10 protein-coding genes are annotated in these 12,519 nt (G+C 35.9%); 7 read left to right on the plus strand and 3 right to left on the minus strand.

Annotated elements, in window-relative coordinates; genetic code table 11:
• Nucleotides 1-15: 15 nt before the first annotated feature.
• The 3 genes from H602_RS0115175 (at nucleotide 16) to H602_RS0115185 (ending at nucleotide 2,870) form a co-directional block, all read left to right on the plus strand.
• On the plus strand, nucleotides 16-618 hold the full coding sequence (locus tag H602_RS0115175) for a hypothetical protein (protein ID WP_026978775.1): 603 nt from the start codon (nucleotides 16-18) through the stop codon (nucleotides 616-618).
• Between the two features lie 9 nt (nucleotides 619-627).
• Nucleotides 628-1,584: a methylenetetrahydrofolate reductase [NAD(P)H] gene (gene metF / locus H602_RS0115180; protein ID WP_026978776.1), complete on the plus strand. Its 957-nt coding sequence runs from the start codon at nucleotides 628-630 to the stop codon at nucleotides 1,582-1,584.
• A 386-nt stretch (nucleotides 1,585-1,970) separates the two neighbouring features.
• On the plus strand, nucleotides 1,971-2,870 hold the full coding sequence (locus tag H602_RS0115185) for a T9SS-dependent choice-of-anchor J family protein (RefSeq protein ID WP_026978777.1): 900 nt from the start codon (nucleotides 1,971-1,973) through the stop codon (nucleotides 2,868-2,870).
• A gap of 389 nt (nucleotides 2,871-3,259) precedes the next feature.
• Here the strand turns inward: H602_RS0115185 and gldA are convergent, their stop codons facing one another.
• On the minus strand, nucleotides 3,260-4,156 hold the full coding sequence (gene gldA, locus H602_RS0115190) for a gliding motility-associated ABC transporter ATP-binding subunit GldA (RefSeq protein WP_026978778.1): 897 nt from the start codon (nucleotides 4,154-4,156) through the stop codon (nucleotides 3,260-3,262).
• A 227-nt stretch (nucleotides 4,157-4,383) separates the two neighbouring features.
• On the opposite strand from gldA, the gene H602_RS0115195 reads away from it, so the two are divergent.
• Nucleotides 4,384-5,964 (plus strand): sensor histidine kinase, encoded by a 1,581-nt coding sequence (locus H602_RS0115195; protein WP_026978779.1) that lies wholly within the window; start codon nucleotides 4,384-4,386, stop codon nucleotides 5,962-5,964.
• The gene (locus H602_RS0115200) at nucleotides 5,954-6,634 is read left to right on the plus strand and encodes a response regulator transcription factor (RefSeq protein WP_026978780.1); all 681 of its coding nucleotides are present in this window, start codon (nucleotides 5,954-5,956) and stop codon (nucleotides 6,632-6,634) included. Before H602_RS0115195 ends, H602_RS0115200 begins: the two co-directional genes overlap by 11 nt.
• Nucleotides 6,635-6,644: 10 nt before the next feature.
• On the opposite strand, the gene H602_RS0115205 is transcribed toward H602_RS0115200, so the two are convergent.
• The gene (locus H602_RS0115205) at nucleotides 6,645-7,514 is read right to left on the minus strand and encodes a GLPGLI family protein (RefSeq protein WP_026978781.1); all 870 of its coding nucleotides are present in this window, start codon (nucleotides 7,512-7,514) and stop codon (nucleotides 6,645-6,647) included.
• A 118-nt stretch (nucleotides 7,515-7,632) separates the two neighbouring features.
• Between H602_RS0115205 and H602_RS0115210 the strand changes: the two genes are divergently transcribed.
• Together H602_RS0115210 and H602_RS0115215 are read left to right on the plus strand one after the other, a co-directional pair.
• Nucleotides 7,633-8,424 carry a hypothetical protein gene (locus H602_RS0115210; protein WP_026978782.1) on the plus strand — a complete coding sequence of 264 codons (792 nt, stop codon included), beginning with the start codon at nucleotides 7,633-7,635 and terminating at the stop codon, nucleotides 8,422-8,424.
• Nucleotides 8,424-9,038 (plus strand): deoxynucleoside kinase, encoded by a 615-nt coding sequence (locus H602_RS0115215; RefSeq protein WP_026978783.1) that lies wholly within the window; start codon nucleotides 8,424-8,426, stop codon nucleotides 9,036-9,038. Before H602_RS0115210 ends, H602_RS0115215 begins: the two co-directional genes overlap by 1 nt.
• 75 nt (nucleotides 9,039-9,113) lie before the next feature.
• Here the strand turns inward: H602_RS0115215 and H602_RS19475 are convergent, their stop codons facing one another.
• Nucleotides 9,114-12,365 (minus strand): T9SS type B sorting domain-containing protein, encoded by a 3,252-nt coding sequence (locus H602_RS19475; RefSeq protein WP_051224587.1) that lies wholly within the window; start codon nucleotides 12,363-12,365, stop codon nucleotides 9,114-9,116.
• Nucleotides 12,366-12,519 lie beyond the last annotated feature (154 nt).

Here is a 12,519-nt window from a genome sequence, read left to right on the forward strand (position 1 = left end):
CAAAAAATAAAAGATATGAAAGCAATTTACACACGTTATGAAACGTCAAATTTATTAGAAAATTTTGGTGAAGATGTCGTTCATTTTCAAATTTATTTCAAAACGGACGAGTTACCCGAGGTAGCTATAGGTGTTTTATTTCCTTATTCTGCATTAATAAAATTTGTTAGAGAAGCGAATCCGCCCGTTTATGAATATCTCACTCAAATCCGCAGTTCTATGGCAGGATACGGACCAAAAGAAACGAAAGTTTTGGCGCAAATGGAAGAGGAAGGTTTCGATTTAGAGCCTTTACTAAAAGAGTATTTTTATAGTAAAGATACACTATTTGTTTCCCAACATTTAGAATGGGTTGAACGAATGAATGCCCCGAAAGCACAAGAACAGGCGGGCGTATTTTTAGAACAAATCACTGATCAACTTGGTGAGAGTTATGCAAGTGAACAAATAAAATGGGATAAATTTATAGATGAGTTAGATCAAACCATTCATGAGGTTACCTTTCGTTATTATCCCGAAATATTTGAAAACGGACCCGAGAAAATCGAAGCGTATAGAAATGCATTATATTTCGTAACTACAAGTTTTGCAAGTAGAATCGATAAAATTTTAAAATAAGACTAGAAAGTGAAAGTAACCGAACACATCACCCAAGCCAACGGAAAGCCGCTATTTTCGTTTGAGATTCTTCCGCCTTTAAAAGGACAAAACATCCAGTCTATTTTTGATAGTATCGACCCATTAATTGAGTTCAAGCCGCCATTTATTGACGTGACTTACCACCGGGAAGAATATGAATACAAGGAGTTGCCTAGCGGATTGTTGCAAAAACGAATCGTGAAAAAGCGACCAGGAACGGTGGGTATTTGTGCCGCCATTCAGAATAAATACCAAGTGGATGCTATACCACACATTTTATGTGGCGGATTTTCTAAGGAAGACACCGAGAATTTCTTGATTGATATGGACTTTCTGGGTATTGATAATGTAGTGGCTCTTCGCGGGGACGCGGTAAAAAGTGAAACCTATTTTAAGGCGGAGAAAGAAGGAAACCAGTATGCAAGCGAATTGGTAACACAAATTGCCAACCTGAACAACGGAATTTACTTGGATGAGGAGTTGCAAAATTCCTGTTGTACCAATTTTTGCATTGGCGTGGCGGGATATCCGGAAAAACACATGGAAGCACCTAGTTTGGACAGCGACATTCATTTCTTGAAACAAAAAATTAAAAATGGTGCGACGTATATCATCACTCAAATGTTTTTTGATAACCAAAAATTCTTTGATTTTGTGGCCAAATGCAGAGCGGAAGGAATCACGGTTCCTATTATTCCGGGATTGAAACCCATTGCTACCAAGAAACAACTCAACTTGATTCCGCATCGTTTTAAGGTAGACTTGCCGGATGAGTTGATCATGGAAGTAGTTCGAGCAAGTACCTCTGAAGCGGTGAAACAGGTGGGTATTGAATGGTGTATTGAACAAAGCAAGGAATTGATTAAGGCAGGAATCCCCATCCTGCATTACTACTCGATGGGAAAAGCAGCGAATATCAAAGCAATTGCGAAGGCAGTTTTTTAATGAGGTTGCAATAAGTCAAATTTTTCCTCTCGATATTAACGTGAAAACATGTAAAGCGAATTGGACTTGAATCGGCAAAAAAGATTTTTTTTGAAAACTTTATTCTTTGTCATTTTTAAATCGTTTAAATGTCACAATTGTGCTGAATAGACAATTTTTAAAAGTCTATTTCTCAGTAGAAATGATAGATCTTAGCAGCATTTTGAAAGCGATCAGATTTGGCATCACCACAAAAAATTAGACCTGCACGATATGAACGACCATAAAAAAGTAGACTATAGCGAATCTAATGTAATTTATTGCACACAAGGCTGTTAAAATTACTATAAAAGTATTTATGTAAGTAAGATTTTTACTATTTTTGGAACTAACTTAAATTAATTATTATGAAAAAAATTCTACTTTCAGTTGCATTTTTAGCCTCACTTGGTCTTAGTGCACAAACGACAATTTTCGAAGATTCTTTTGAAACGTATCCAAATTTTGCTAAGGCAAATATTGGAAACTGGACATTATTGGATCTTGATGGACTTTTGACTTATGGAGTTGAACAAGGCACTCCCGCTACATCTGTTGTTTTTGCAAATTCAGGAACAGCAATGGCTTATTTTGTTATGAATTCTAGTGCTGCAGTTCCTGTTTTAGATGCTACGGCATGGTCAGGAAAGACGGGTGCAAAATGTATGGCTGCAATGGCAGGTATTCCAGTAGCACCAATTAATTCGAACAATGATTATCTAATTTCTCCGCAAATCCAATTGGGAACTGCTGGTAACTTAGTTAAATTTTGGGCAAAAGGAATTAGTACAGCATACCCAGAAAAATTTAGAGTTGGTGTTTCTACAACAGGAACGGCTGCAACTAATTTTACAATGATTACGCCAACTGCGGGAGTAACACCTACTACATCTTGGGTAGAATATTCTTATAACTTAGATGCTTACCAAGGGCAAAACGTGTACATTGCTATCCAATGCGTTTCTGTTGATGCATTTTCTTTATTGATTGACGATTTTAAAGTAACAGCTACTACGCTTTCTACTGATACTTTCTTTAAAAAGAATTTTGCTGTTTTTCCAAATCCTGCGACTGACGTAATTAAAATTTCAAATGTAAACGGTCTTGATGTTACAAGTTCAACAATTACAGATATTAATGGAAGAACAATAAAACAAGTGAATTCGGCTGTTGAGTCTATCAATGTAAGTGACTTGAATGCTGGAATTTATATTCTAACAATTAAAACGTCTAACGGTGAAGGTGTAACGAAATTCGTTAAAAACTAAAAAGAGTTTCTCTTTTACACATTAAGAAGCCCAATATTTATTGGGCTTTTTTTATGGGCTAAAGTGTAGACATTCAAATGCACAATAGTTGCTACAAGTTTATAATTCTGATTGTGTATATTCTGATATAAAATCGAATCACGTAAAATGATTTTCCTTCACTGCGAAATGACTATGCAGCGTTCCAAAATGAATTTTTTACCAAGGAAAAATGATTCTTCATTATGGTAAAATAAATTTTAAATTTGCATAAAATACTTTCGAGACTTCTATTTAATTTTCTAAGTATCAAAAATTAGAGACTTAGCCAACTTTGTTAACGCTATCGGGTCTCCTACGGAATGACAAATAACTACGAAGATGCAAATAAAAAAAACAATTATTACCATCTACTTCCCCGTCATTTCTCTAAACACCGCTTCTAAATTCTTATTTTTCTGATTCAGCTGCAAGGTTTTCAAACCATTTTCTTGTGCAAAATCAAACACTGAAGGACGCATGTCTTTATCGGCAACAAATGTCAGTTCCCAAATCATGTCGTGGATATTCTTGTAAGAAACTAGATTCGGAAGTTTTGCAATCAATTGCTCTTCAATTTTAAAATCAAACTCGACTTCTAAAATTTGCTCTTTATCGGTCATGATTTGATTTAACTTTTTATCTGTCACAATCACGCCTTTATCGATGATAATGACACGATCACAAATGGCTTCCACTTCTTGCATAATGTGCGTTGAAAGAAAAACCGTCTTGTCTTTCCCTACATTTTTAATCAATTGCCGAATTTCAACCAACTGATTTGGATCCAAACCCGTAGTAGGTTCGTCTAAAATAAGCACGTCTGGATTGTGAAGCAATGCATTGGCAAGACCCACCCTTTGTCTGTAACCCTTGGAAAGTTGCCCAATTTTCTTGTGACTTTCAGGCGTCAGTCCCGTTAGATCAATCACTTCTTGGATTCTGCTTTTAGACACGTTATACACATCGGCATTGAACGCCAAATATTCTTTGACATACAAATCCAAATACAACGGATTGTGTTCTGGCAAATAACCCACCGATTTTTGAACCGATTGTTCCTGCGTGGAAACGTCAAAACCATTTACCGATGCCGTACCTGAATCGGCATTGATATAGGTAGTCAAAATTTTCATTAAAGTTGATTTTCCGGCACCATTTGGCCCTAAAAAACCTACAATTTCTCCACGATTTACCGAGAATGTAAGATTGTCCAATGCTTTTTGGGTTCCGTAACTTTTTGAAAGGGCTATAACTTCTATTGACATGCGATTTGATTTGAAACAAAAGTAGCAAAATCAACTGATAAATCACACTATCAAGTGGTTTTACAAAAACAAAGGGAAGCATTTTTAAATCAATTTGCCACACGCATACTAATTGCCCTTGAAAAAATGATTTACACTATTGACACACAAAAGCGGCAATCACTTTATTCAAAGTTAACGATTGTTAACACCCTTGATTTTAAATTTTTCCTTCCTACTTTTATAGCATGAAATCTAAGGTTTATACATACATCCTATTTATTATTACATTGAATATTTTGGCCACAGTGGGGTTGCAAATTTTCTGGAATATTAAAAATTACAAAGAGAATAAAAGCCAACTTATTAAAGATGTTCAAACCGCTTTTGACAACAGTATTGAATATTATTATTTGGAAGATTCCAAAAATGATTTTTTGGCTTTTGTTTCAGAAGACACGGATTCAATTGATCCCGATTTTATTAATAAGGCAAGAATTGACACCGTATTTAATAAAGGTGCTGCGAAGTCTGATAAGAATATTTCAAAATTTAAAAAGACAGAAGACACATTACAAAAAAGCTCCGATAGTATTTCCTACGGATTTGCCGCTTCTGAAATTCAATATATGGAAGGTGCCGCACGGTATGAAGAGATTGTAAAGCCTAAAGGCACATTGAAAGATTTAAAAAAGGCGATGCGAACGATGCTTAAAAAAGACCCTGATAGCCTTGCTAAAATTAAAGTTTTAAGAGGAAAAAAAGCCAGCGATAGCATCTCAAAATTAAAGAATATTGTCAATAAAATTATCATTTCTGTGGTTAAAGATTCGTTAGAATTTTCAAAAGTAGCCACTGCTTTGGACAAAGAATTGCTTCGTAAGAATATAGATATTTCCTACAGTATTCAGCATTTTAAAGCAGACACTCTTTTCGCACATTATCCAAAAGAAGCCGGTTTAATATTACCGTTAAAAGCTGTTTCTGCAACTACGTACCTGCCTTCTGGCCAACAATTAAAAATATCTTTTACCAATCCAACGTTATTAATCCTAAAAAGAAGTTTTACTGGCATTTTCTTATCGCTTTTGCTGTCCATTTCAATTCTATCCTGCTTGATGTTTCTTCTACGGATTATCCAAAAGCAGAAAAAAATTGATGCAATAAAAAACGATTTGATTAGTAACATTACCCACGAATTTAAAACTCCAATTACCACCATTGCCACAGCCATTGAAGGTATCAAACATTTTAATGCCGATGCAGATCAAGAAAAAACCAACCGCTACCTAGATATTTCAACGCAACAATTGCTGAAATTAGAAATCATGGTTGAAAAATTATTGGAAACTGCATCTTTAAATTCCGATCAGCTCAAGCTAAATAAAGAAGAAATTGACATTGCTACAATTGTTCGTGCTTGCATTGAAAAACATCAAATGACTTCTGAAAAACAAATTAAATTCGCGTCAAGCGAAACAGTTATTCAGTACAACGTTGATGTGTTTCACTTTGAAAATGCCGTTTCCAACTTGATTGACAACGCAATTAAATACGGAGGTTCAAATATTATGATTGCGGTAATTCAATCTGCAAAACAAATTGAAATTTCAATTGAAGACGACGGTATTGGCATTGAAAATACGCAACATGAAAAGATTTTTGAACAATTTTACCGCATTCCGAAAGGAAACATTCACGATGTAAAAGGCTTTGGAATAGGATTGTATTACGCTAAAAAAATCATAGAAAAGCACGGAGGAATTTTAGAGTTACTTCCAAGAACTGCAAAAACGATATTTAAAATTACATTATTTCATGTCAAATAAAATTAAAATTCTGCTAGCCGAAGACGAACCTGCATTGGCATTAATTATCAAAGAAAGTTTGGAAACCCGAAACTTTGAAGTCACCCATTGCAAAAACGGTCAGGAAGCCTTTGATGTTTTCACAAAGCAAACGTTTGACATCTTAGTTCTGGACGTAATGATGCCGATAAAAGATGGAATTTCTGTTGCAAAAGACGTTCGGAAAATTGACAAAAAAATGCCGATTATTTTCCTGACTGCAAAATCACAAACGACTGATGTGATTGAAGGTTTTAATGCAGGAGGAAATGATTATTTAAAAAAACCGTTCAGCATGGAGGAATTGATTGTTCGGGTTCAATCCTTGTTAGGCCGAATTCATGAAGACCAAAGAGAAGAAAAAATCGCGGTTGGCAATTATGTATTTAATTTTACAAAGCAAACGCTCCGTTTTTCTGAGGTTCTACTTACGTTGACGCACCGCGAAGCAGAGTTGCTTTTATTGCTTATTGAAAACAAAAATGAAATTTTAGACCGCTCAATAGTTTTAAAAAAAATATGGGGCAACGATGACTTTTTTAACGGCAGAAGTATGGATGTTTTTATTACAAAGTTGCGCAAAAAACTAAACCTTGACCCGAACATTCAGATTATAAATGTGCGAGGTCAAGGCTATAAATTGATCTATTAAAGGATTTTATTTAACGTCCAAAACGTCCTCCACGTCCACCGCCCATTTCTTGCATTTCTTTCATCTTGTCAGCCACAATTTCGTCGTACTCTTTTTGAGTTACCTCCTTACCTGCTTTTGGCGCTTTAATATCTGCTTTTTCTTTAGTATTCATCACCACTTTAGAACACAATATAATTGTTTTGCCATCAGACACTTCCAAAATTAATCCAGGTAAACCCCAATAGCTTTCTGGACCTTGGTTTACAGGAATTTCTGGTGTGTACCAAGCAGTAACTACCACTTCTTTTGGCATTTCAAAACTGTCCAATAAATTGGTGGATTGATCTTTACTCTCGTCCTTCTTATCTTGATCACCTCTAGGTCGCAAGCTTCTAAGGTCAGAACCATCAATGGGTTTTAGAGCAGTGGCTTTGTAACAGGTGTAGCCTCCTACTACTTTGGTTTCACCTTCCATTTTCCATTCTAATTGCGGAAGCGCGTCTTTTACAAGAAATTCCTTTCCCATAAATTCTTTATCCACACTGTACGTTTTATCTTTTACATTCTTATAGTAGGTTCCACCGCCACCCATCATGGAACTCATCATCCTACCTCCTCCAACGCTTTGACCTGGAGCGTCTAATTTTTCTTCTTCTTTATAAATAGATGCCGAACGATCAAAATTTAAGAAAAATGTTTTTTCAGACATTCCCTTCATTCTTTGTTCAATCATTTTCTTCATTTCGGGGGTAATATTTTTATTTCCCTCCATTCTTTTAGACATATCGGCGGTGCTGGTTTTGGATTCGTACACCGCAAAACCTTGAAATTCTTTCTGAGCCGAAACGCTAATTATTCCAAAAAGTAGCAATGCGAAACTAAATATAGATTTTTTCATGAGATTATTTTTAATTATAGTACTAATTAGACTTTCATATAATGGTTTTGTTACAAGGACCGTGCTAAAAATTCTTGACTTGTTTTAAATTTAAAGGTTTAATTGTACTTTAGCGGTTATGAAAACAAGTATTGGGTTTATTCTTTTCTTTATCAGCACATTGGGTTTTTCACAAAGCACGTTCAGACAAGCTGAATTCATTGATCGTAAAGCGGTTTCGGCTGATGCATTTGTGGGTTTTGATAAATTTGATTACAGCTATTGTATCAAAGACAATGTTCTTTTGAAATCCAAAAATAGCGCGTCGATGGAGTATAAAAATGTGACCTTGGGCAAAATTACCAAGGTTGATTTACTGAATCCATTAAAAGTTGTGGTTTTCTATGAACGGTTTAATACCGCGGTTACGTTAGACAATCAATTAAATGAGACGTTGAAAATTAATTTTTCAGAATTAAAACAGCCTTTGGTTGTAACCAAAATCGGAATGGCTGCTCAGAACCAGTTGTGGATTTTTGATGAAATTACAAGTCAACTTTACTTGTACGATACTGGAAATGGCCAGTTAAAAACCGTTGGAACGCCACTTTCTGAAACTATAAATTATTATACCTCTGATTTCAATTCCTTTGAGTGGCTTGACGCCAAAAACAATTGGTACCGCTGTTCCATTTACGGTGCAGTTCAGCAGCTGGATTATCCATTTACTTTTGAGAAGATATTATTTTCTAACACTGAAATTATAATTTATAGCGAAAAGGAGACTATCTTTATTTTTGACAGAAAAAGCACAGTAATCAATGCATTAGAAAATGTTGAGAAAACCTTTACAAGTTTAACGTTCAAAAACCAAATTTTATCTATTTTTACCAATCAAATAATAAGCAATTATAAAATCACACTACCGTAATGCATATAGCAATAGCAGGAAATATTGGTGCGGGAAAAACTACTCTAACCCGATTATTAGCGAAACATTTTAAATGGGAACCTCATTTTGAAGACGTGGTGGACAATCCTTACCTGGATGATTTTTACCATCAAATGGAGCGATGGAGTTTCAATCTTCAGATTTATTTTTTAAACAGCAGGTTTCGTCAGGTGTTGCAAATTCGTGAAAGCGGTAAGAAAATCATTCAAGATCGAACGATTTATGAGGATGCACATATTTTTGCACCCAACTTGCATGCAATGGGATTGATGACCAACCGCGATTTTAATAACTACTCGTCACTTTTTGAATTGATGGAAGGACTCGTTGGAGCACCTGATTTATTGATTTATTTGCGCAGTTCGATTCCAAATTTAGTGGGTCAAATTCACAAACGCGGACGAGAATATGAAAACTCGATTTCCATTGATTATTTAAGCCGATTGAATGAACGCTACGAAGCTTGGATTCATACCTATGACAAGGGAAAGCTGCTAATTATTGACGTTGATAATATCAATTTTGTGGACAATCCAGAGGATTTAGGAGACATCATCAACAGAATTGACGCTGAAATAAATGGTTTGTTTTAAATTATAATAGAAATAAAAACATAAAAAAGCCCCAAATAGTGCAGTAATGTTTGGGGCTTCTTCTATTTTAAAATATCATCTTTTTAAACTGAAATGCTGCTTGTGGACGGTTCCATCTTCTCTAGTTACCACAAACCAATAATCGGTTGCCGGTAACGTATTTCCATTGAACGTGCCATCCCAACCTGCTTCTCCACCTTTCAATCGTTTGACAAGTTTACCGTATCGGTCAAAAATATCTACCATTAAATTCATTTCAAAACTAGAGAAGTTTACGTGCCAAGTATCGTTATACCCGTCGCCGTTTGGTGTAAAAAACTTAGGATAATCGAGTAAATAGAAATTGGCTTTAGTCGTCCCACATCCATTTTCATCCTTAACATAAACCGTATAGCCTCCTGAAGTCAGATTAGTGAATACGCTTTCACTTTGGAAATTTACATTATCCAAAGAATACAAATACGTCCCTAATCCATCGGCCACAATGTACACCGAATTGTTATTGTAACTCCAGTCCGATGTATCTACAGTAACAATGGTAGCTTTATTTGATCCTGTAATTACAAAATCCTTGGAGGCGTCACAAGTTAGTGCGGCATAAATAGTGCTTACAGTAACTGTGTACGTTCCCGGCTCACTTATCGTGATCGACTGCGTAGTTTCACCTGTAGACCATTCGTAATTAGTGTATCCAGCATCAGCGGTAAGGACTTTTGTAAAACCTTCGCATAAAAAATCGGGAGCTACGGGAACTAAATTTGGCGTAAGCCCTGCGAAAATAATAAATGAAGTAGTTGCATAGCACAATGGAATTGTTTTATGTTGGACACGAGCATAAATCGTTTGCGGATTGGAAACATTAGCATAACCATCAGGCAAAGGATTTACGCCATTATCCGCATCTTGTTGTGTAAGGTGATATGTTAATTTATACGTATTTGCTTTCTGCGTTCCTAATATTTCCGGATTTTGATTGATCAATGGAAAAACACCAAATTGAACTCCATCCGTACGACACACTAGCATATTTTGTGGCTGAATAGCTCGGGCTAATGGTAGTAAATTTCCAATAACAACAGGTATGTTTTTTATATTTCCGCAATTATCTGTTACCTGAAAATTATAAGTTCCATCTGCTAGATCAAGAAAAGTATTGTTTTCTCCATTATCGAGAACATAAGGAGTTGTCATTTTAAAATTAAATGGAGCTACACCTTCTACGTCAATTACCACATTATCGGGACCTACGCCATTGTTACAACTTAAATTATAAGCCCCTAAAAGAAGTAAGTCTGGAGCAACTGTAAATTCAACATAAAGATCGGAACATCTAGCATTGGGATTACCGTTTTCATAAGAATCGAACACTTTAATAATTCTGAATTCACCTAGTAAAAAGACATTTAACAATGTAGCAGCGTTAAACAATTGCTTGGCCGTTGTAGCCGTTGGCAGTGTTCCTTCTACAAAGGGAATTGCAGTGTAAGGATGTCCCCATAGATTAGTAACAGGATCAAATTTTTGCAACCAAAAGGTTTTGCCCGTAATAGAAGCATCGGTATCATCAAGAATAATATCAAATGAACCACATTTTCTGTTGATTGAAAAACCGTCATTATTTCTCGTATATCCAGCTATTTCGGCAGTAGTTTGCGAAGAAAATCCACAAGAATCAACAGCGTCGAAGGAATACATTCCTGCAGGAAGTCCGCTCATGTACAAAACGCCGTTGGCCATAATATTCATTGAAGCATCATAAGGAATTGGAAATGCAAAACTTGGCGGAGCTGCGGTTACTATAACACTTACTAAAGCGGCATGAGAGACCGACAACTTTACTGCTCCAGAAGTTGGATTGCAATCCGGTCTTGTAGTGGCTTCTAAAGCTCCAAGAACAAACTCGGGAACAGTAACCTCTATTGTATAGCTATCACCACAACTATCTGTAATAGTAAATGAATAATCGCCTACGGGCAAATTGGGATGATTAAAAACCCCAGCTGCATTGACAAATGACATCATGTTCTGTGGCAAAACCGTTGGATATGTTGAAGGTGCTGCTGTCATGCTCATCGCAACTATCATCCTATTGTCTGGTATTTGTACTTTAACATTACCAAAAACGGAACTGCAACCATTGTTTACAGCCGTAACAGCAGGCACGATGATTTTCTCTTTGATCTCAAAGTTAATTTGTCTCGAATTACCGCAACCATCGGTAACCGTTAATGAGTAATTATCAAAAGGAATGGTATTGGTCTCGCTTCCAAATGTAACCAAATTGGTTGTGTAAGGCCCTGGATAATTTGCATTAAAAGCAACTGGATTAAAACTTGAAGGCGATGTAAAATTCAATGTAAAAGGTGGCAAATAATTTGAAACTGCCACGTTAAAATAAAGTGCACCACATTCAGCGTTCAATCGTTGGATTGTAACTTTAGGTCTTGGATCGATCTGAAACGTAGATGTGAATTCAGAACCGCAATTATCCACTACTTTTATTTGTACGGAAAAAGTTTGAGACCCAAAAAGATTGATGGATTGTGACAATTCTATTGCATCAGTTGGACCTGAACCGATATTTTGAGAAATAGTTTGTGCTACTCCTCCGCCGGGTGGTGTTACGGTATACGTGATCGACAATGGAAATGAAATTGGAGCGGCAGTATTTGAACTAATCGTATTTTTAATTATTGCAGAATTGCAGGATAAAAAAACATCTGGAAGCGATGGAGCTGCGATACTTAAAGTATTATTACCAACCACAAAAGTATAGGCTTTTGAAAGCGCATCGTTACAAGCATCAAAGACGCGGACCACATAATCACCAGAAACCAAGTTTGTAAATTCATTTGACGTTTGCAATGGTCTAGTGATTGGCCCCGAAAGAATTTCATAAGAAGTTGGATTACCAGACATCACTACAACTTTAAGCGTAGAAGTCATATCGCAAGGATTTGCTGCAGAAGAAGTCAATTCGAAATCCAAATTTTCGACTAGATCATTAATTTCTACGTCAATTTCTTTTGAACTGGATTGTCCTCCTAAAGTTTGAATGGCTGCTACGCGGTAAGAACCCGCATTTAATGCCAGAAATGAGGAAGCCATGGTTTCGCCTATATGATTGTCATAATCTGGAGCAAGATATAATTTATAGCTCACTACAGCACCGGAAGTGGTATTTGAAACTGACATATCAATCCTACCATTATTAGTACATGTTTCATCAACAGCTGTTGCATTAAAATTAAAATTGCCTAACTGACCGTAACTTAATGAAGATAAGCTACAGAAAAGCAGGAATAATATGGAACGTAAGTAGTACATTTATTGTAGGTGAATTTAGATAATGCAAAGTACCGCAATGATTAAGGAAGTAATGTTACGGGATTTACATATATTCTTTTAGTCTAAACATTTATCAAATCAAGACTTAGCTTTCAATAGTACGTAGCTATTGACAAATAATGCAACCTATTTA

Origin of the sequence: Flavobacterium tegetincola DSM 22377 (genome assembly GCF_000425485.1) — a bacterium.
GTDB classification, from domain to species: domain Bacteria; phylum Bacteroidota; class Bacteroidia; order Flavobacteriales; family Flavobacteriaceae; genus Flavobacterium; species Flavobacterium tegetincola.

Excerpts from the sequence above, each read along its gene's own strand:
- H602_RS0115195 (WP_026978779.1), top strand. The coding sequence starts at position 4,384 with ATGAAATCTAAGGTTTATACATACATCCTATTTATTATTACATTGAAT.
- H602_RS0115200 (WP_026978780.1), top strand. The coding sequence starts at position 5,954 with ATGTCAAATAAAATTAAAATTCTGCTAGCCGAAGACGAACCTGCATTG.
- H602_RS0115205 (WP_026978781.1), bottom strand. The coding sequence starts at position 7,514 with ATGAAAAAATCTATATTTAGTTTCGCATTGCTACTTTTTGGAATAATT.
- H602_RS19475 (WP_051224587.1), bottom strand. The coding sequence starts at position 12,365 with ATGTACTACTTACGTTCCATATTATTCCTGCTTTTCTGTAGCTTATCT.
- H602_RS0115175 (WP_026978775.1), top strand. The coding sequence starts at position 16 with ATGAAAGCAATTTACACACGTTATGAAACGTCAAATTTATTAGAAAAT.
- H602_RS0115210 (WP_026978782.1), top strand. The coding sequence starts at position 7,633 with ATGAAAACAAGTATTGGGTTTATTCTTTTCTTTATCAGCACATTGGGT.
- gldA (WP_026978778.1), bottom strand. The coding sequence starts at position 4,156 with ATGTCAATAGAAGTTATAGCCCTTTCAAAAAGTTACGGAACCCAAAAA.
- H602_RS0115215 (WP_026978783.1), top strand. The coding sequence starts at position 8,424 with ATGCATATAGCAATAGCAGGAAATATTGGTGCGGGAAAAACTACTCTA.
- H602_RS0115185 (WP_026978777.1), top strand. The coding sequence starts at position 1,971 with ATGAAAAAAATTCTACTTTCAGTTGCATTTTTAGCCTCACTTGGTCTT.